Raw genomic sequence first — 20135 nt, 5'->3', positions numbered from 1 at the left:
ACGACGTTGAACAAAGAAAAAAGTCAGTTAGCATATACATGCCGATTTGAAGAGTCGGTGAAAGCATCTGACTTACAATAGTACGGACGCACTCGACTTCGCTGCTTTCGGGTGCGGCGGGAAGTCCGTAACAACCAGTAACAAAGGAGCGGTACATGGAAGCCCAAGACCTTGAACTGATTGAAAAGTACGAGGCAGAAGATCCCCAATTGAAGGCTCTGTGGGATCAGCACACTGCATACGAAAAGATGCTCGATAAGCTTGAATCCAAGTCTTATCTGTCTCCCACAGAGACCCAAGAGATCAAGGAACTCAAGAAGAAGAAGCTGGCTGGCAAGACTCAGTTGCAGACCATGCTCGATAAGTACCGTTCGGAGGACTAAATCATGAAATTGACCGGGGCCCAGATGCTGCTCAAGTGTCTGGAGGAGGAAGGAGTTGATGTGATGTTCGGGTTCCCTGGTGGAGCCGTCATCGACATCTATGATGAAATACCCCAATCATCCGTCGAGCATATCCTAGTTCGTCATGAACAGGGTGCCATACATGCTGCTGACGGGTATGCAAGAGCTACTGGCAAGGTTGGTGTATGCCTAGTTACCTCCGGCCCCGGTGCAACAAATGCTGTGACGGGTATTGCCACGGCCTATGCGGACTCTATCCCTGTGGTCATAATTACAGGGCAGGTTCCGAGACCGCTTATTGGCAATGACGCGTTTCAGGAAGTTGATATAGTCGGCATTACCAGGCCGTGCACGAAGCACAATTACCTGGTTCAGGACATCAAGGATTTAGCCGAGACGGTCAAGCAGGCCTTTTATCTGGCCCGCTCTGGCCGTCCCGGTCCTGTCCTGGTGGATTTGCCTAAAGACGTGCAAAATCAGATTGCGGAATTCCACTATCCAAAAGAAGTGGAGATGCGGAGCTACAAGCCGACCAAAAAACCGCATATCGGGCAAATCCGTAAAGTCGTTAAGCTGCTTAAAAAGGCAAAGCGACCTCTTTTCTATACTGGCGGTGGTGTTATTACTTCTGGAAGCCATGAAGAACTTACATGGCTTGGGAAGAAGATGCACATCCCGGTCACATCCACTCTCATGGGGCTTGGAGCTTTTCCAGGCGATGACGAGATGTTCCTCGGCATGCTGGGCATGCATGGAACCTACGCGGCAAATATGGCTGTGAACAATTGTGACCTGCTGCTGGCTGTTGGGGCCCGGTTTGATGACCGCGTCACGGGTAGAATTGATACGTTTGCTCCAAATGCAACCATTGTGCATATTGACGTTGATCCGACATCCATCCAAAAAAATGTTTCAGTCGACGTTCCTCTCGTAGCGGATTGTAAATCTGCTCTGGCTGCCCTGGTCCAGGAGACCGAAGCTTCCATCGATGACTTTGATTGGAAGGAAGCGCATGGAGAGTGGGTTGATCAGGTTCAGGAGTGGAGCACCACACATCCTCTGACCTATACCGATGATAGTGAAATCATCAAACCTCAGTTCGTGGTTGAGACAATCTATGACATCACCAAGGGTGATGCCATTATCGCCACTGAGGTCGGGCAGAATCAGATGTGGGCAGCGCAGTTCTACAAGTACAAAAAACCGAACACACTTCTCACCTCCGGCGGCCTAGGAACCATGGGCTATGGTTTCCCTGCTGCAATGGGTGCCCAGCGCGCGTTCCCTGACAAGCTGGTAATTGATATCGCCGGTGACGGGTCTATCCAGATGTGTATTCAGGAAATGATGACAGTTGTTTGCAATAAACTGCCAGTGAAGATCGTTATCCTGAACAATGGCTACCTCGGCATGGTTCGACAGTGGCAGGAATTGTTTTACGAAAAGAATTATTGTGAAACGTGCATGGATGCACAGCCTGATTTCGTGAAACTCGCAGAAGCTTATGGAGCGGCAGGCTACCGCGTCACAGAGAAGAAGGACGTTGAGTCGACTTTGCGTGAAGCATTTGCCATCGATAAGCCTGTTATTGTTGATATTCGCGTTGCCAAGGAAGAGAATGTGTACCCGATGGTTCCAGCTGGAGCCTCGTTGACAGAGATGCTGCTCGTTTAGGAGATTGACGATATGAGTAAACATACACTTTCCGTCATTGTCGAGAATGAGCCGGGCGTATTGTCACGTGTGGCGGGCCTCTTTAGTGGCCGTGGTTTTAATATTTATTCGCTCAATGTTGCTCCTACTCTTGAGAAAGGGGTGTCGTTGATGACAATCGTGGCTGAAGGTGATGACAACATCATCGAGCAGATTGTCAAACAGTTACGAAAATTGGTTCCTACCATAAAGGTCAAGGATTTTACGGAATTGAATTCAGTGGACCGTGAAATGGTTCTGCTGAAAGTCAATGCTGAGGATTCCAAGCGAGCCGAGATCCTGCGTATTGTTGACATCTTCCGGTGTAAGGTTGTAGATGTCAGCGCCGACGAGTTGACGATTGAGGTGACTGGCGATCAAGGTAAGATCAAGGCCATCGTCGAACTGCTGACTCGTTTTGGTATCAAGGAAATTGCCCGTACAGGCAATGTGGCCTTGAAGCGTTCCATGCAAATCGATCTATAGTTTGCAACCAAGCGATGCTCCGGGCCAGAGGTTTTACCTCTCGCCCGGTTTTGCGCATGTTTATATAATTTAGTAGATTGCGGCCACTTGTGGCGAAAAATATGAGGAGAGAATTCCCATGAAAGTGTATTATGAAGATGATGCGGACCTGAGTTTGTTGAAAGATAAAACCGTGGCCGTTGTCGGTTATGGTAGCCAGGGGCATGCCCATGCTCAGAACCTGCGCGATTCAGGTGTTAACGTCATCGTAGCCCAGCGTCCCGGTGGTCCCAACTATGATCTGGCCAAAGAGCATGGTTTTGAGCCCATGGCTGTTGCCGATGCTGCCAAGCAGGCTGATTTGATCATGATCCTGCTGCCCGATCAGCATCAGGCCCAAGTTTTCGCCAATGACATCCTGCCTCACCTTGAGGAAGGCAACGTCATTGCTTTCGGTCATGGCTTCAACGTTCATTTCCAGCAGATCGTTCCGCCCAAGGGTGTTGACTGCGTCATGATCGCACCCAAAGGCCCTGGTCATCTGGTACGCCGCACCTACACTGAAGGTGGAGCCGTTCCTTGTCTGGCTGCTGTTGCTGTTGATGCTTCCGGCAAAGCCATGGACATCGCCCTTGCATACGCCAAGGGTATTGGTGGAACTCGCTCCGGTGTCATCGAAACCACTTTCAAGGAAGAGACCGAAACCGACTTGTTCGGTGAGCAGGCTGTTCTTTGCGGCGGTTTGACTGAATTGTGCCAGGCTGGTTTCGATACCCTGGTTGAAGCTGGTTACCAGCCTGAAGTCGCATACTTCGAGTGCCTTCACGAACTCAAGCTGATCATCGACCTCATGTATGAAGGCGGCATGGCTAAAATGCGTTACTCCATCTCTGATACTGCAGAGTTTGGCGATTACGTAACCGGTCCCCGTATCATCACTGACGAGACTCGCGAAGAAATGCGTCGCGTATTGAAAGATATTCAAACTGGTAACTTTGCCCGCGATTTCATCCTGGACAACCAGGCTGGACAGGTGAAGCTGAAGACCATGCGTCGCATTGGTGCTGAATCCCAGATTGAAGAAGTTGGTGGCCGCCTCAGAGATATGATGAGCTGGTTGAAAAAGTAGTATGATACTTTGAACTGATTTGAAGGCGATCTCATTTGAGGTCGCCTTTTTTTATGGAGTTGATGATGGCTGGAGAAATGAAAGCGGAAATCTCTCGATCCTTTGTTCTTGAGCTTGCCAATAGTATCAGCAGTCTCGATTCTACTTTTGATGCTGAACACTTCCTGCAAATTCTAGATAATCAATGGATAGATCGTGAGTTGAAAGATCGAATATCCACTGTGGCTAAGGGGCTGGGGGAGGCATTCAACTCTTCCTATTCTGACAGTCTAGAGACTCTGTGTTTGGCAACAGAAGGGTGCTCCGGTCTGAAAGCTCTGACCTTTCCTGAATATGTCAGTCAATTCGGGTTAAATCACTGGCAAGAGTCCATGCATGCCTTGGAGCGTTTTACGTTGCTATGTTCATCCGAGTTTGCAGTGAGAATTTTCATTCGCGCTGATGAAAAGAAGATGATGAAGCAGCTTATGGCATGGGCCGACTCTTCAAATCATCACCTGCGAAGACTTGCTTCTGAAGGATGTCGTCCAAGGCTGCCATGGTCCCAACCTTTAAGACGGTTTATTGCAGATCCAAGCCCTGTCATTGATGTTCTAGAAAAATTGATTGAAGACGATGAAGAGTATGTTTGCCGGAGTGTCGCCAATAATCTTAATGACATATCAAAAGACCATCCTGAGCTGGCTTTGCAATTGGCGGAAAGGTGGATTGTCAAAAAAGGCAAGGCTGCGTGGATCGTCAAACACGGTCTTCGAACGCTCTTGAAAAAAGGTAACACGCAGGCCATGCGGTTGTTTGGTTTTGCTGACCCTTCCTCAATCGCGGTATCAGAGGTAGCCATCGGATCGGGAGTGGTGAGTATTGGTGATTCTGAAGATGTTGTAATTCGTTTCGATGTCGAAAGTTCAGAGCCGGAAAAATTGCGCGTTGAGTGCGCCGTCGGGTATTTGAAGGCAAATGGAAAGCATTCGGAAAAAGTGTTTCAGGTTGGCGAGTACCATCTGGGAAGAGGACAGTACTCCAAGACAAAGCGTCTATCCTTCAAGCAGATGACCACAAGAAAACATTACCCCGGTGAGCATTACATAGTCGCCATAATCAATGGGCAACGAAAAAAGCGTACTGAATTTGTCGTTGAGGAGACTGTGTGATCGGTCGAGCAAGGATTTGATATCCTGCTATTTGGGGATGTTGTCAGTTTAACTGGTCAATGAAGGATGACAGTGATGAGTTGAATGCTTCGGGCTCTTCATAAAAAGGAAGGTGACCACTGTTTTCCAGTACGACGAAACGTGAGCCTGGGATGGAGCCTGCAACAAATCTGCCTGTTGAAGGACCAAAACACATGTGTTTGGAGCGGCCATATATGACCAGTGATGGGATCGAAATACTTGGTAGGATCGGTGTTTGATCTCGGGTCACATAGTCTACGTAGATAGTTCTGGCTGTCTCGTTTGATACTGCGACTTGTTCGGAAAGCATCCATGAAAAGGCATGGGAAGGAGCTTCTCCAGACAAAAACATATTGTGAACGAAGCGAGCTCCAAATGATTCTCTATCGCAGGCCATTTGATCCATGTCAGCTTGCAAAGCCTGAATATTGTTGTTGCGATATGCGTGGATATTCCATGGCGCTGAGGCCATTGGGTATGGACCCGTTTCGACGAAACTGATGGCGGATAGGGCGTCCCCTCCATATTTCTGCCAGTACTCCATGGCAACTGAGCCGCCCATGGACCACCCCAATAGCAGAGCATCTCGGAGCCTGAGAGCTCGAATGACTTCGCGTACATCACGAGCATAGCGAGGAACTGTCTGTCCTCTGAGAGTCGATGGCGATTTGCCGTGCCCTCTGAAATCTATAGTAATGATTTGGTATCGGTTGCTCAGCGTCAATTGTCGTTTCCAGAACGCTGAACTCATTGTCCAACCGTGGAGCAGGATGATCGGCCGGCCTTTGCCGTAAACGTCAACCCAGATTTTTGCGGCATCGGTCGTCATAATCCAACCGCCGACGTGATTGTCGCTTTTTGTTTCTACCGCTTTAAATCTTTCCATTATGAATGAGGGGGCTCTTTGGGTTTTGATTTGATGTCTACCACAGGGGTTCCATCAATAACTTCGATGGGTTCGACAATCAAGTTGGAATTGTTATCAATTGCTTTAAGAGTAACCCTGTGGACACCAATAGGGTTGGGGCGAAAGGGTGAGCGGGTGGTGAAAACGCCACGCATCGGACGATCTTTTATTCCCCTGGGGTGCACCTTGAGAACTGAACGGTCAGCCTTGTGGAGCCACGTGAATATATCAAGTTCTGCTCCCGGCTCCATCTGGTCCAAGCCATCAATGTACGCTGGGTCCAACTCAATTGTAGCCTGAACAGCTCCCGGCTCATCTTCCATTTTGGGCGCTTCTTCCAAATTATCAATGGATGAACGGACATACCCAATAATGACCAACTCCTTGTCCATGGTAGCTCCTACTTGCTGAAATGATCAAAACCTTGAGCCGTGAATGGATGGCCATTGACGGTCAATCCGGGTGTTTGGGTCACATGGCCGATACGTGTGAATCCCGGTACTGACTCGGCCTTGCCTGCTTCAAATGGGGAAACCGTGCCCAACAGCGCGTAGTCTTCCCCTCCTAATATGGCGATTTCAAGTGGGTCGAGTCCGGTGTCTCGCGCATAGGCAATGACATTGCTATTCAGTTGGTCTGCAGAAAGTTGAATGTCGGCACCAAAATCCGGGCCGAGCAGTCGAGGAATGTCTCTTGCCAAGCCATCCGATAAGTCCATTAAACTGCTTACCCCGGCCGCATTGAGCAACGTACCGATGAGGACTTTGGGTTTGGGGCGAAGATGGGCTGCAACGGCCGCAGGGTATGTATCTCGAGCAGCCAGTCCATGTTCTTCCAATGCCAGCCGTCCGGTACGTGCCAGCCCCGTGTCGCCCACCAGGAACAGGATGTCTCCATGGTTGCAGTTCGTGCGGTGGATAAATCCTGTTGAGCCACTGACGCCAAAAATGGATATTGATACCCCCAGTTTATCAGCTCTGGAAATATCACCACCTGCAAGGACTATATCATTTTGGCGGGCAAGATTACCCATGGACTTGAAAAACTCATCCCAAAACGCATCATCAAGATCGGCTGGAGCCATAAGGTCCATGGTGAAGGCAACAGGCTTTGCACCCATACCAGCAATATCGCTTATGTTAACCGCAAGGGCCTTGTAACCGATATCGGCTGCAGAAAAGTACTTTCGGCGAAAATGATAATCTTCGAGAAACAGATCCGAGGAAACACAGTATTGATTTCCGGCTGCCAGAACAGCGCAATCGTCGCCTCGTCCAAGCTGGAGAAAGTCATGCTCGCGCACGAAATATGAGTCGATAAGGTCCAGGAATTGTTGCTCGTTCTTCATTGTCATTCACATGGGTTAGAGTAGTTCGAGGTAGTCGCCAATGATGGTTTTGATGCCAAAACCGGGAAAGTTGACTTTGTACTTGTTCGGTTCAGGTCGGGCTATGATCTTACCTTTGCCGAAAATCTTATGCTTGCAGAATCCGAGTTGTTTGGGGTCGGGTTTCGCGGCTGCATGGTTTTGTGTCGTACTGGATGGCTTCGAATAAGAGGGAGATGTGTACGAGTTTGAGGGGGCATGCCTCTTCTTCTCCAGCCCACCACCATAAGATTCGTTCAACTTGTCGAACACGTTGTTGGGCAGTTCGAGAATGAAGGGGCTTGGCAGGGTCGGATCAGACATGCCGCTTGCCCTGTTGTAAACAGAGCTTGGAACCATCATTTTCAGGCATTCCTTGGCTCTGGTACATGCAACATACATCAATCTTCGTTCTTCTTCGAGGTCTTCTGCTCGCTGCATGGCCTTGCGTGACGGGAAGCGGTCCTCGACAAGGTCAATAATGATTACAGCGCTCCATTCCAGTCCTTTGGCTGAATGGACGGTGGACAAAACTACTGCGTTTTCTTTGCGTTTTTCGTCTTCCGGGTCGCCGTCGAGACTGAGGTCACCGAGGAATTGCTCCATATCGGAATAGCTTGCCGCGATCTGATTCAATTGTTCGAGACCCGCTTGTCGCTTTGGATAATCATCAGGATATTTTTCAATCAATATGGGCTGATAGAATGCGGATATCCGTTCAAGAAGAGCTGCGGGACGGCGTTCGATGGACCGAAGTCCGTTCAGCTCGTTGAGCAATTCTCGAAGCGGTTCATGTTTCTTTGTAATCTTGGCCATATACTTTTCATCGCCGGAATGAATGGCCTGATAAATTTTGGCGACTGTTTTCGGTCCAACGCCCTTGATGTGATCCAAGGCTCGTTGCCAAGCAAGCAGATCATGTGGGTTAAGGACAAGTCGCAGGTAGGAGAGAACATCTTTGACATGGGCTGCTTCATGAAAGCGGATGCCTCCGTATTTTTGATAATCGATCCCTATGCGGGTGAGGGCCACCTCAAGTGGGAATGACTGGTATCCGGCTCTAAACAGGACTGCAATATCATGTAGCAGGTACTTTTTCTTTAACTCCAGGATTTGATCAACGACCAGTCGTGCCTGGGTTTGGTCACTCAAGGGGTAGACGACCTCGGGCAGCTTGTCGCTTTTGAGGTCGGAATAAAGATTCTTGTCAAATTTGGTTGCTGCCCCTGCAAGTATCTCGTTCGTAAGATCCAGAATAGGTTGCACAGAACGATAATTCTGCTCCAGACGAATCACTTTGCCACCATCGAAAATTTTGGGGAAATCCAGTATGTTTTGAACGTTGGCACCTCGGAACGCATAGATCGACTGCGCATCATCACCGACAGCCATGACATTGCCGTTCTTCCCAGCCAGTTGTTTGACTATACGCGCCTGAACAAGGTTGGTGTCCTGGTACTCATCCACCATGATATAACGGTAGCGAGCCTGCAATTGGTTACGAAGCGGTTCATTTTCTTCAAGGAGTTTATCCAGAAGGAAGAGCAGGTCGTCATAATCGACCAAGGCATGCTGCTTTTTGAAATGGGCGTAACCTGTCGCAATTTCGTTCATGTCATCAAGGTAAGGGCTCAAGTGGTACGCCTCTTTTTCCATGATCACTTCAATAGGGGCTTCCTTGTTTCGCGATTTGGTGATCATGTCGAGAAGGGTCCCTTTTTTGGGGTAGGAGCGATCACCCTTGCCAAGCTTCAGGTTGTCTTTGACTTCCTTGCAAATGTTCTCGCTGTCGGCGCGATCCATGAGGGTGAAGCCATTCTCGAACCCGATGTCGGCGGCATTTCGTCGAAGTGTGGCGTAGGCAAACGAGTGGAATGTTCCACCGCTTGTTCCTGTCAGTGGACGACCAAGAATCGTTTCAGCGCGATTGAGCATTTCCTGAGCAGCTTTTCGCGTGAAGGTGAGCAGCAGAATCTGTGCAGGGTCTACTCCTTGTTCAACAAGGTGTGCCAATCTATAGACGATTGTCCTTGTCTTACCCGATCCTGCACCGGCAATTACCAGAACCGGTCCTTCTGTTGTCTGAACTGCCTCACGCTGTGCTTCGTTCAGTTCGTTCTCAAAATCTATAGGCATGGATTATTGTTCCAATATGTTGAAATGGTTCAGAATGATTTTGCCTGTTTCGCGCATTCGTTCTGGAGTCGATCCTTCTGAGTCGTAAAAAACAGCTCCGTGGACAGTGTGCGTTCCTGTGCGCCCATGGTGACTGAAGATTTCTGATCTATCAAACTTTGCCTTGAGATCAAACCCGGGTCTGGTCTGGCAAATGAGGTCAGGCGTTTGAGGTGATGTTGATCCCGGGTAAAGCGTACACCCTGTATGCACCTCTTCCATGACGCGCTCTCCATTTAAGGTCAAGGTCATCAGGCCTTCGCGAATGGAGTCCATCAGTTGTGCCTTGTCGTTATCTGATACGCCTCCCCGGGCAAACCGCGAATCATGTATGTAGATTCGGCCTGGATCAAGAGCGAAAGCCTGGGAGGTTGGGGCGATTATTCGTGCATCCCATTCACTTGCCGGAGTGCCTTCTGTTTGAAGGTAGCCATTATGCTTGAGCCATGTATTGATGCAGACTTCACTCTTCAGCTCAGTGAAGCCATGGTCTGCCAGTACGAGCAACCGTTTGGGGGAGGGCAACTGCTCGAAGCGATCGAGAAAGTCGCCTATGGCATTATCCCAGTGGGCCAGAAATGCTATGCATTGAATGTGCTGCGGATGATCATCATGAAGCACAGCATCCATAAAAAAGTGAAACAGTCTGTCTGTTTCCGTGAAAACATGGATGAACAAATCCCATGAAAGGTCTGGCCACAACAAATCCAGCGCCTGCTTCCGTGATCGGAGTGTATCCCGTAACTCATTAAGCAGGAATGTGAGGTCGGAGCTTCCCCTGTTGGTGTCCGCCTCCAGTTTGTAGTCCAAGTCGGCAAGTTTACCCGCAAGGAATGGAGGATACGCGGCTTTTGCCAGATCATGGGATACGAACCCAGAAACCAACATTCCTTTCATCGGAGCAGCTGGATAGGTGTTGGGCAGATTAACGACCCGGGAAGTGATGCCTGCATCACCCAAATGATCAAAGATCGTTTTGCACTGGATAATGTCTCTGTCGGCTATTGATAATTCATAGGTCGCAGGATCAATGGATGAAAACCCAAACACCCCATGGCGCTCCGGGCCTTCCCCAGTGAAAAAGGAAGTCCAGTTGACCGGGGACAACTCTGGTATTTCTGCGAAAACACTCGTTGCGTTGCTGGCTATGCGATGAATATTGGGAAACGTCCTCCCCAATCGCTTGGCCAGTTTCAGAGACAATCCATCCAGTCCCAGTACAACAAGGCGTTTTCTGGTTGTGTTGGAAGACAGTAGAAGACTCATGATGATTACGTGATCGTGGCCTCGTATTTCTTGAGAAAGAAAGCCGGGTTGTACGAGAGTTTGGCCTTGCGTAAACCTGGATCGCCCAGATCCTGTTCGCGGTTGACGTTGGTATATTCAGCCGCTTCATTTTCCAGGAACATCTGGTTAATGGCCTGATAAACGCCCTTATGCCTGATGTCTCCCTTTTCAAAGTGGATGACGATCGAGTCGTCGCATAACGGCTCAGCAACTGTGTAGGCTATAACTTTGCCTTCTACTCGAAGCGTTGCGCCAAGCAATCCGTGAATTTGGTCAATGTGTTGAAGTACTCTCGTGATCGCGTGGTTTTCCGCTTTAAGCTCTTCTGAAGGATTGTTTTCTTCATACCACTTGTACCACTCATCCTGCATGTCCAAAACTTCCTCTACACACTCAGGAGCCATAGGTTCGTATTGGTAGAGGTACTTCTTCTTAAACTGATTCAGCAGGTTCTTTTTCTTGTGAAATTTCTTTCCTTTGAGGGCGATGAGTTCTTCGATGGAATATATGTAATCCCAGTGATCCCGGTTTTCGGTGAGCGTAATGTCGCCATTGAAGGCTTTTTCCCAGATTTTTGCTAATTCTTCAGGAATTCTGGTGAAGCGCCCGCTGTCACGCATGGCATTGCACATCTTCCAATCATACTCTTCCCATGCTCCGACCGGCGCCCAGTAAATAGTATCTGGTTTGGTCTGGCGTATGAAGCATAATCCTTTGTGAAAGGCCCACTCCAATCCATAGAAATCAGCCCAGCCGAAAATGTTTGCAAAGGAGAAGTCGCTTGTAAGGAGCTGTGGGCATCCTTCCAATGCGTCGTGGTATTCTTTTTGTCTGTCCAGTGTGATTGGTTCGAATTGTAATGTCATATCGTTTTCCCTGGTAAAGGAGTCGTTTTGGGGGTTCGGTTTTTGATCATAGCGAACCGCTGCCAATTTTTGAATGCATAAAAGTACAAAAGAACAGATGCTTGTACTATTTGTGAGCAGAACATGGCAATCCAGATGCCTTCGGCTTCCTGCATCCCGACGTGGCCCAATCCATAGGCCAACGGCAGGCGGATCAGCCACGTGGCCGCTCCCATGATGAACATGTTGTACATGGTGGCACCTGCGCCATTAAAAGCACCTGCCAATATCATACTAGTCAAGGTGAATGGTATCGCGAGCATATTCCACTTGAGATAGCTCACGGCTTGGGCCGCGACGGCTGCATCGCGAGTAAGCAGACCCACCCATGGGGTGATGAATTGCCATACGACAATGGAGAACATGCATATTGAAACAAGGCCCAGTACCAGTATCCTGTATCCAAAAAATTTGGCCTGATCAGGCTCGCGTGCGCCAAGATAGTGTCCTATGAGGATTGAAGCGGTCATGTTGAATGCAAAGGCCGGAAGGAAGAGCAGTGCTTCAATCCGTAAGCCAATGGCCATTCCTGCCAACGCATTAACTGCATTCCAGGGCAGGCTGGCGGTAATTGCATAGAGAACAAGATAACCGGAGTGCCAGACTACCTGCATCAGGCCTGCCGGCCATGCTACCTTGAGCAGGTATGGAAGGGCACGCTTCATCCAGCGCAGTGGAGCGAAGCTGACACGTCGCAGCAGCCCCTGCTTCGCCAGTATGGTCAGATTGAGCAGTGCGCCTGCTGTTACCGATCCGAAAGTGGCCCAGGCGAGTCCCTTAAAACCTATATTGGGCAGGCCGAACATGCCGAGTCCAAGGCCAATATCCAGAAATGTGTTAGCGACTGTAACCAGCATCATTGAGTACAGTGGGAACATGACCTGCTGACGTGCTCGAAATACGGCGTTGGTAATGATGAGAATGTAGTATGGCGGCAAAAGCAGCAGATATACTTCCAGGAAGTAGCTGGTTACAGGCCGCATGGCTTCAGGTACTTGCAATGCTGTGACGAGGAGGCCCTTGAAGGGGAGTCCCAGAATGAGGAAAACCCCACCCAGAAGGGCGGCAAGTATCAGACAAAGGCCCACGTACCGTTTTACACGCTTGTGCAGGCCTGCCCCCATGGACTGGCTGATTGCAGCAACAGAGCCATTGGCGACAGCTACTGCAACAACGAGCAGAAAGAAGAGTGACTGGGAGATGATACCGAGAGATGCCTGAACTTCACGATTGATATGTCCAGCAACCCACACATCAACGAGACCGATGAAAAAGTGAAACACCATCATGATAACCTGGGGCCATGCCAGATTCCAGATGGTGCGGTAGGGCGCTTGTGCCATGTTCGTGCTGAGATCGTTGTTCATGCTGTGAGAGGAGTTTCAGTCGGACCAAGAAGTGGACAGGTCGTTTTGATACAATATGTATCAGATAGCATTTGCCAAGGGGGAAATGATATTTTTTGCAAATTTATAAACTGAATGCGCATCCTTGCCCCTTCATGGTGGACATTGGCTGGTTTAATGCGACGCGTATTACTTTGGAAACATGTGGATTCTGGCTTGCTTGGGGTGCGAGAAGATCGTTAGTGCTGGTGAGGAACATCACCCTCTTCATGAACATGGGTATGCGTGTGAGGTTTGAGTTCCCCTTGGCGAATGTGCCCGTTTCTCATTGCCAGCAATTTGTTTGTTGTTGCGGCCAGAAAGTCCGGTTCGTGTGAAACAACAAGGCGAGCCATTTCCAGATTCTGTAGGATGTCGATCAACCGTTCCTTGGCTTCAGGCGACAGGCCTGTTGTTGGTTCATCAAGAATGAGCACCTCCGGCTCCATGGCAAGAATTGTTGCCAGCGCAACCAGTTTCTTCTCGCCTCCGGACAGTCGGTATGGGACACGATCCTCGAACCCTTTCAGCCCGACACAGCTTAAGGCTTCAGTGGCTTTGCTTTTCGCTTCATCAGCAGATAACCCCTGATTGAGAGGGCCAAATGCGACATCATCGAGAACTGTAGGGCAGAACAGTTGATCATCGGAGTGCTGAAAGAGGAATCCGATCTTCAGCCGGGCCTCGTCAAAACACTTTTTTGAGTCCGATAGGGTACCAAAAAGTCGTACTTCACCTTTCTGGGGCTTGATCAAGCCCATGAGAATGTGAAGCATAGTTGATTTCCCTGCCCCGTTAGGGCCGAATAATCCGACCTGCTCCCCCGGGAAGAGTGAGAAGCTTAGATTTTCCAATGCGTTGTTTCTATTTGGAAAGTGGTACGTTATATCCCGTAGCTCTATTATTGGAGCGGTCATACAAAGACTCTCTTGAAAATATCATTTGTGTGAACAGCGATGATCATCACCATGCAGCCCATTAAAAAGCAATAGTCAGTCACACTGGTAGTGAATGAAGCCAGTGAATAAAATTTCCCCTTGAAACCACGACACATCATGGCTCCATGTACCCGTTCGGCGCGGTCCCAGCTTTTAACCAGAAGCATCCCCACGAGCCAGGCATAGGTTCGATATGTGTGTGTGTTGGTTGTCGGACAAAAACCGCGGGCAGACATGGCCTGGCGCATGGTCTGATACTCTTGGTGAATGACGAAAATATAGCGATACGTGAAGACAAGCAGATGACAGAGCTTGTCCGGTACCTTGAGGGACTGCATGGCTGGACCGAGGTCCTGTACTTTGATGGTCCCCAGCAGCGCTATAAGGGTCAGGATAATGGCATTTGATTTGAGTGTGACAAGCGTGGAAAGCACAAGACCTTCATGCGTCACAGTCAGCGGGCCAATGGTGCCAATAGGGGATCCGGGAGTTGAAAAGGGGATAAATAGCCAGAGGAACGCAATGAATGTATTAACGATCGCCAGTCGGCTCAATACTCTTGCTGGCGATAGTTGTGCGGTCCCGATCAGAACTACGCCAAGTATCAGCATGGCTATCGATTGATCGATTCGTAGCAGCAATGCTGTCGGTACGGTCAGCAGAGTTGCGCATATCAATCGGATGCGGGGATCTATCCCGTGTATCAGAGATTCGCCATGGGCGAACGGTTCTCCCAACGTCGGCACAATTAATCCTTTCTATACAAAGAAATCATGTCTTTCTTCAGTACAATAGGGAGTAGTACATATCACTTGATCTCGCAACATCTGCTGGTCGTTGAGCACGCTACTCGGCTGTTAGCCCTACATTGGGCGCAATGGCAGTTATGGAGGCTATGGCGATTTGAAGAAATTCAGTCAACTCAATACCGAGCTTGTCACACTCACGAATACAGTCGCGATTAACACTGGCTGCAAAGGCCTTGTCTTTCATTTTCTTCTTCAGGCTCTTTGGTTTCATCCCATCTATCTTTGTCGGGCGCACAAGCGCTGCAGCATGAATGAGGCCGGTAACAGTCTCACCGCATCGAAGGGCAAAATCCATTTGTGTGCTGGGTTCTTCAGCCCCATTCATTTCACAGGCATGTCTCCTGATCGCGTTGAGTGCTTCTTCAGGAAGTTTTCCTTCAAGCATATCAACAGTATCCAGCCCATGGCGATCATGATCTTCTTTTGTTGTTGCATAATCGAGATCATGCAACAGACCGCTGATACCCCACAGTTCTTCGTCCTGCCCTAATTTTTCAGCCAGCCCACGCATGACAGCTTCAGACTCAAGAGCGTGGCAGATCAAGTTGTGTTCGTTGTTTTTTGCATGCAGTAATTGCAGCGCTTCTTCTCTGGAAATCATAGCGGCTCCACCTGTTTGATCTATTACAAAATGTGATTGGCCTCTTTCGACAAAAGGCATGTTAGTTGTCTACTGAAAGATAATATAGGAACAGATATGGGGAAAAATGGCATAACAGATTTAATAAAGCCAGCAGGCAACCTCGGTGTCCGCTCCCATTTTTTTGGGTTTCGGTCGCGCGTTGGGGCATTTATCAAAAGCCTCGGGACACCGAGGGTGAAAAGGGCAGCCAGTTGGGGGATTCATGGGGCTTGGCAATTCTCCAGTAAGTGGAATCGGCTCAGCCTGCATTGTCGGGTCAGCATGAAGCACTGATGATAGCAGTGCTTTAGTATATGGGTGTTTAGGATTACTAAACAGCGTGTTTGACGGCCCTGATTCCATGATTCGTCCCAGATACATGACAGCCACGCGGTCCGCCACATGGCTGACCACAGAGAGATCGTGAGAAATGAAAACGTATGTCAGATCAAACTCTTTTTGGAGTTGTTTCAGCAGCTTGATAACCTGTGCCTGGACAGAGACATCCAAGGCTGAGACTGGCTCGTCGCAAACGATGAGTTGAGGATTGAGAGCCAAAGCGCGGGCTACCGCGATTCGTTGCCTTTGACCGCCTGAAAACTCATGCGGATAGCGACTTCCGTGTTCCTCTCGCAATCCGACAAGTGTCAGCAGTTCGTTGCTTCGAGCTTTTCGGTCATACGAAGATCCAATACCGTGGATATCCAGTCCTTCACGGATAATTGAATGGATTTTTTGGCGAGGATTGAGTGAAGAGTATGGATCCTGAAAAACCATCTGCATATTGCGTCGCAGATCCTTTTCGTCCCACGCACTCAATGACTTGCCATTAAAAAGTATATCCCCGGAAGTCATTGGTTCAAGGCCCATCATACACTTTGCCAGTGTAGACTTGCCGCAACCGGATTCTCCGACCAAGCCCAAAGTCTCGCCTCGTTTAACCGTTAAATCCACTCCATCAACAGCTTTAACCCAGTCGGTTTTAAGACCAAGCACTCCGCTTGTAACTTTGTAATATTTTTTGACGTTGATGATTTCCATCAGTGCAGACATACAGATTATTCCTTCTCATGAAGCCAGCAGCGAACGAATCGTCCCGGTTCCGGTTCGGTTAAAGGCGGCAGGATCAATGAACACTTGGAAAATGCATGAGGGCATCGTGGGTGGAATCTACAGCCTTGCGGAAGGTCGAAAATGGACGGAACAATGCCAGGGATGGGGATGAGCTCGGACTTGTCTCCCATAGTGGGGACAGAAGCGAGTAATCCCTCAGTGTATGGATGCAACGGGTTTGAAAAGAGTTGATCCCTATGGGCCAGTTCAACAATTTTCCCTGAATACATGACCGCTATTCGTTGCGCCATTCGTGCAACGACTCCAAGGTCATGGGTGATGAGCATGAGTGAACCATCCATTCGTTCCTTGAGTTCGTTCATGAGATCAAGGATTTGGGCCTGTATGGTTACATCGAGGGCAGTGGTTGGCTCATCTGCAATAAGTAGATCGGGATTACATGAAAGCGCCATGGCAATCATGACGCGCTGACGCATGCCGCCTGACAGCTCGTGCGGATAGGCTTTCGCGACTTTTTGGGGATTGGCGATTCCGACCAGCTGAAGTGAATCCACTGCTTTTGCCAGAGCTTCTTTTTTGGTAAGGTTCTGATGAAGAACCAGTGGCTCGGCAAGTTGTTCATTAATGCGGAACACCGGATTCAGAGCAGTCATTGGCTCCTGAAAGATCATGGAAATGCTGTTGCCGCGAACTGATCGTAGTTCTGATTCATCCATTTCCAGAAGGTCTTCCCCTTTATAGAGTATGGTTCCTTCCGTAATTCGACCGGGCGGGTCCGGGATGAGTCCAAGGATGGAGAGTGCAAGAACTGTTTTCCCGCAGCCGGATTCACCGACTACGGCAAGGGTTTCTCCTTGCATAAAGGATAGGCTGACGGTATCCACCGCCTTGGCTATACCTTGGGGTGATGTAAAGCATGTTGTCAGCTTGCGTATGTCGAGAAGAGGTGTGGACATCATAATACCACGGCTTATAATTTTTTTTATTCTTTATACGGGATAATACTGCAAACGTAAACGAAATCGGGGATATGAAATGCCAAAGGTTATCATAGTTGGAGGAGGCTTGGCCGGAGTGGATTGCGCTTGGCAATTGGCCAACGCCGGTGTTGAGGTAGAGCTGTATGAAATGAAGCCTCACAAGCACTCCGAAGCCCATTCTGAGGACGGTTTGGCTGAGCTTGTATGCTCGAATTCCTTCAGGGCAACTGGTAGCGCTGCGGCTATCGGTTTACTCAAAGAAGAAATGGAAGCGCTCGGCAGTCTGGTCATGGAAGCAGCCTTTGCCACACAGGTTCCCGCCGGTGGTGCGCTGGCCGTGGACCGAACTCTGTTCTCCGAATACGTCACACAGAAATTGGAAGATGCGCCCAATGTTACTGTCATCAGAAAGGAAATTACCTCTCTGGATGCGGAGGAACTGGCCGGGGCTGATGGTGTCGTCATTGCCGCAGGTCCCATGGCGAGTGAAGAGTTGACCCAGAGCCTCATGCAAGTAGTCGGTGATCAACGGTTGTACTTTTACGATGCAATAGCTCCTATTGTGTCCCGGGACTCGATTGATTTTGATAAGGTTTTTTGGGGATCACGTTGGAAGCCCGAAGATGATGATTACCTGAACTGTCCCATGAACGAAGAGGAATACAAGACCTTTGTTGCCGCCTTGGTGGAAGGGGAGAAGGTCAAGCCTCGGGATTTTGAGAAGGAAGTACATTTTGAAGCATGTCTTCCGGTGGAAGCCATGGCAGAGCGCGGGGAAATGACCCTTGCTTTTGGGCCGCTGAAACCCGTTGGCTTTGTCGATCCCAAAACCGGTGAACGACCCTTTGCTATCGTTCAGTTGCGCACTGAGAACAAAGATAAGACCGCGTTCAATCTCGTAGGGTTTCAGACTAAACTCAAATACCCGGAACAAAAACGCGTATTTCGAATGATTCCAGGCCTGGAACAGGCAGAGTTTTTGCGTCTTGGTTCAATTCATCGCAACACATACGTTAATGCTCCCGACGTATTGGATGGTGAGTTGCAATTGAAGGCTCGGCCTGGTTTTTACTTGGCAGGCCAAATCACAGGCGTTGAGGGGTATCTCGAATCTGCCGCTTCCGGTCTGTGGTTGGGGCTGTCTCTGGCTACAAAATTCGAGGGTAAATCCTTGAAGCCTCTTCCGTCGGAGACTGCTTTGGGAGCCTTGCTTGGTCATTTGTCTACTCGTTCTGACAAAGATTTCCAGCCTTCCAATATCAACTTTGGTTTGATGCCGGGGTTGGAAAAGAAAATGAAAAAGAAGTTGCGCAAGGAAGCCTACGGTAAACGGGCTCAGGAAGCGTTCGCCAAATGGATGGAAGCGGTCAAGGCTGAATCCGATTAGCATTTGATGGTGTGATGAGTGTTATAAAAAGACCCTATGAGTACGGGGTTGCTTATTCAATACGTTTTGCGCATGTTACTAAGTATGAATATTTGTATGAGCCGAATTTGTAACAAGGGAGCTAGTCATGGCTGAAAAAACGTACGGACCACAGACACAGGCTCTGCACGCAGGGCATGCCCCGGATACCGATACCGGGTCACGTGCTGTGCCTATCCACTATACAACCGCATACTTGTTTAAGGACGCGGATCATGCCGCCAACCTCTTCTCACTCAAAGAGCCGGGGTACATATATACACGTATTATGAACCCGACGACCTCTGTGCTGGAAGAGCGGCTTGCCGCTTTGCACGGCGGGCTGGGCGCTTTGGCGGTCTCTTCCGGCATGGCTGCTATTTTCTATTCCATCGTCAACATAACGTCTGCGGGGCAGAATATTGTCACCGGCTCCAACCTCTATGGTGGTACGCAGACCTTGTTCGAGCACACCCTGAAACGGTTTGGTATTGAAGCCCGTTTTGTGGATTCCTCCGATCCTGCGAATTTTGAAGCGGCCATTGATGAGAATACCCGACTTGTTTACAGCGAATCAATCGGTAACCCGAGCTGTAATGTGGATAATATTCAGGGTATTGCCGATGTCGCACATACGTACGGTCTGCCTTTCATTCTGGATGCCACAGTGTCGCCTCCGCCGATGTTCAATGCGTTTGAATATGGTGCCGATATAGTTGTTCATTCTTTGACCAAGATCATAGGTGGACATGGTGTGGCAATGGGGGGTGCCATTGTAGAAAAGGGTGATTTCGATTGGGGTGCCAACCAACGGTTCCCAGAATTTACTACCCCTGACCCCACTTATAACAATGTGAATCTGTGGGAGGCTCTTGGAGGTGCTGATGGTAACCCGTGTCCTATCTTTACAGTCAAAGCTCGGATTGGGCTGTTGCGAGATACAGGGGCAGCCATATCACCAGCAAATAGCTTTCAGATAATCCAAGGCATGGAGACACTGCCGCTTCGTGTACAGAAGCATTGTGAAAACGCCCAGAAGGTCGCTGAATTTCTGGACACTCATTATGCCGTGGAATGGGTTAATTACGCAGGTCTGAAAAATCATAAGGACCACGAACGAGCCAAGAACCTGTTCCCTCACGGGCCTGGAGCCGTTTTCGGCTTCGGTGTCAAAGGTGGGCTGGAAGCCGGCCGGACATTCATTAATTCCGTTCAGCTATGCTCGCATCTTGCAAATATTCTCGATGCAAAAACCCTGGTGGTACATCCGGCATCGACCACTCATGGTCAATCCACGCGAGAAGAGCGTTTGGCCGCGGGGGTTCCCGATGATCTCGTTCGTATCTCAGTCGGGCTCGAAGATGTTGAAGATATAATAGAAGATCTTGATCGCGCTTTGATCGCCTCTCAAAAATAATCC

The 20135-nt window shown here is 49.2% G+C and carries 19 protein-coding genes; 7 read left to right on the top strand and 12 right to left on the bottom strand.

Annotated features, from left to right (window positions below; all coding sequences use genetic code 11):
* Positions 1 to 155: 155 nt before the first annotated feature.
* The 5 genes from DPRO_RS04335 (at position 156) to DPRO_RS04315 (ending at position 4841) form a co-directional block, all read left to right on the top strand.
* Positions 156 to 383, top strand: coding sequence for a DUF465 domain-containing protein (locus DPRO_RS04335; RefSeq protein WP_097010961.1), 228 nt, complete (start codon positions 156 to 158; stop codon positions 381 to 383).
* 3 nt (positions 384 to 386) lie between these two features.
* The gene (gene ilvB, locus DPRO_RS04330) at positions 387 to 2078 is read left to right on the top strand and encodes a biosynthetic-type acetolactate synthase large subunit (protein WP_097010960.1); all 1692 of its coding nucleotides are present in this window, start codon (positions 387 to 389) and stop codon (positions 2076 to 2078) included.
* Between the two features lie 12 nt (positions 2079 to 2090).
* The gene (ilvN, locus tag DPRO_RS04325) at positions 2091 to 2582 is read left to right on the top strand and encodes an acetolactate synthase small subunit (RefSeq protein ID WP_097010959.1); all 492 of its coding nucleotides are present in this window, start codon (positions 2091 to 2093) and stop codon (positions 2580 to 2582) included.
* A gap of 118 nt (positions 2583 to 2700) precedes the next feature.
* Positions 2701 to 3690, top strand: a complete 990-nt coding sequence (ilvC, locus tag DPRO_RS04320; RefSeq protein ID WP_097010958.1) for a ketol-acid reductoisomerase — start codon at positions 2701 to 2703, stop codon at positions 3688 to 3690.
* Positions 3691 to 3752: 62 nt separating this feature from the next.
* Positions 3753 to 4841, top strand: coding sequence for a DNA alkylation repair protein (locus DPRO_RS04315; RefSeq protein ID WP_162291143.1), 1089 nt, complete (start codon positions 3753 to 3755; stop codon positions 4839 to 4841).
* Between the two features lie 43 nt (positions 4842 to 4884).
* On the opposite strand, the gene DPRO_RS04310 is transcribed toward DPRO_RS04315, so the two are convergent.
* The 12 genes from DPRO_RS04310 to DPRO_RS04255 all read right to left on the bottom strand — a co-directional run bounded on the left by DPRO_RS04310 (position 4885) and on the right by DPRO_RS04255 (position 17286).
* Entirely contained in the window at positions 4885 to 5748 is an 864-nt protein-coding gene (locus DPRO_RS04310) for an alpha/beta fold hydrolase (protein ID WP_097010956.1), read from the bottom strand.
* Positions 5748 to 6161, bottom strand: a complete 414-nt coding sequence (gene tsaA / locus DPRO_RS04305; protein ID WP_097010955.1) for a tRNA (N6-threonylcarbamoyladenosine(37)-N6)-methyltransferase TrmO — start codon at positions 6159 to 6161, stop codon at positions 5748 to 5750. The genes DPRO_RS04310 and tsaA overlap by 1 nt, the downstream gene beginning before the upstream one ends.
* 8 nt (positions 6162 to 6169) lie before the next feature.
* A complete protein-coding gene (gene thiL, locus DPRO_RS04300) occupies positions 6170 to 7117 on the bottom strand; it encodes a thiamine-phosphate kinase (RefSeq protein WP_173806738.1) in 948 nt (315 codons plus the stop codon).
* A 15-nt stretch (positions 7118 to 7132) separates the two neighbouring features.
* Complete coding sequence (locus DPRO_RS04295; RefSeq protein WP_097010953.1) at positions 7133 to 9271, bottom strand: ATP-dependent helicase; 2139 nt, start codon at positions 9269 to 9271, stop codon at positions 7133 to 7135.
* 3 nt (positions 9272 to 9274) lie between these two features.
* Complete coding sequence (locus DPRO_RS04290; RefSeq protein WP_097010952.1) at positions 9275 to 10576, bottom strand: alkaline phosphatase family protein; 1302 nt, start codon at positions 10574 to 10576, stop codon at positions 9275 to 9277.
* Between the two features lie 5 nt (positions 10577 to 10581).
* Positions 10582 to 11463, bottom strand: coding sequence for a DUF2156 domain-containing protein (locus tag DPRO_RS04285; protein WP_097010951.1), 882 nt, complete (start codon positions 11461 to 11463; stop codon positions 10582 to 10584).
* Positions 11460 to 12869, bottom strand: coding sequence for an MATE family efflux transporter (locus DPRO_RS04280; protein ID WP_232005701.1), 1410 nt, complete (start codon positions 12867 to 12869; stop codon positions 11460 to 11462). The genes DPRO_RS04285 and DPRO_RS04280 overlap by 4 nt, the downstream gene beginning before the upstream one ends.
* A 218-nt stretch (positions 12870 to 13087) precedes the next feature.
* Positions 13088 to 13804 carry an energy-coupling factor ABC transporter ATP-binding protein gene (locus DPRO_RS04275; RefSeq protein WP_097010950.1) on the bottom strand — a complete coding sequence of 239 codons (717 nt, stop codon included), beginning with the start codon at positions 13802 to 13804 and terminating at the stop codon, positions 13088 to 13090.
* On the bottom strand, positions 13801 to 14571 hold the full coding sequence (gene cbiQ, locus DPRO_RS04270) for a cobalt ECF transporter T component CbiQ (RefSeq protein ID WP_097010949.1): 771 nt from the start codon (positions 14569 to 14571) through the stop codon (positions 13801 to 13803). The genes DPRO_RS04275 and cbiQ overlap by 4 nt, the downstream gene beginning before the upstream one ends.
* Before the next feature lie 100 nt (positions 14572 to 14671).
* Positions 14672 to 15235 (bottom strand): HD domain-containing protein, encoded by a 564-nt coding sequence (locus tag DPRO_RS04265; protein WP_097010948.1) that lies wholly within the window; start codon positions 15233 to 15235, stop codon positions 14672 to 14674.
* 120 nt (positions 15236 to 15355) lie between these two features.
* Entirely contained in the window at positions 15356 to 16309 is a 954-nt protein-coding gene (locus tag DPRO_RS04260; RefSeq protein ID WP_097010947.1) for an ABC transporter ATP-binding protein, read from the bottom strand.
* A gap of 5 nt (positions 16310 to 16314) precedes the next feature.
* Positions 16315 to 17286 (bottom strand): ABC transporter ATP-binding protein, encoded by a 972-nt coding sequence (locus DPRO_RS04255; protein WP_097013638.1) that lies wholly within the window; start codon positions 17284 to 17286, stop codon positions 16315 to 16317.
* A 79-nt stretch (positions 17287 to 17365) separates the two neighbouring features.
* Between DPRO_RS04255 and trmFO the strand changes: the two genes are divergently transcribed.
* Positions 17366 to 18697, top strand: coding sequence for a methylenetetrahydrofolate--tRNA-(uracil(54)-C(5))-methyltransferase (FADH(2)-oxidizing) TrmFO (gene trmFO / locus DPRO_RS04250; RefSeq protein WP_097010946.1), 1332 nt, complete (start codon positions 17366 to 17368; stop codon positions 18695 to 18697).
* 127 nt (positions 18698 to 18824) lie between these two features.
* On the top strand, positions 18825 to 20132 hold the full coding sequence (locus DPRO_RS04245; protein ID WP_097010945.1) for an O-acetylhomoserine aminocarboxypropyltransferase/cysteine synthase family protein: 1308 nt from the start codon (positions 18825 to 18827) through the stop codon (positions 20130 to 20132).
* The last annotated feature ends 3 nt before the right edge of the window (positions 20133 to 20135 follow it).

The sequence above is a fragment of the Pseudodesulfovibrio profundus genome, from assembly GCF_900217235.1.
Lineage (GTDB): Bacteria > Desulfobacterota > Desulfovibrionia > Desulfovibrionales > Desulfovibrionaceae > Pseudodesulfovibrio > Pseudodesulfovibrio profundus.
The sequence above is the reverse complement of the archived record's forward strand: the minus strand, read 5'-3'. Positions and strand labels throughout refer to the sequence as shown.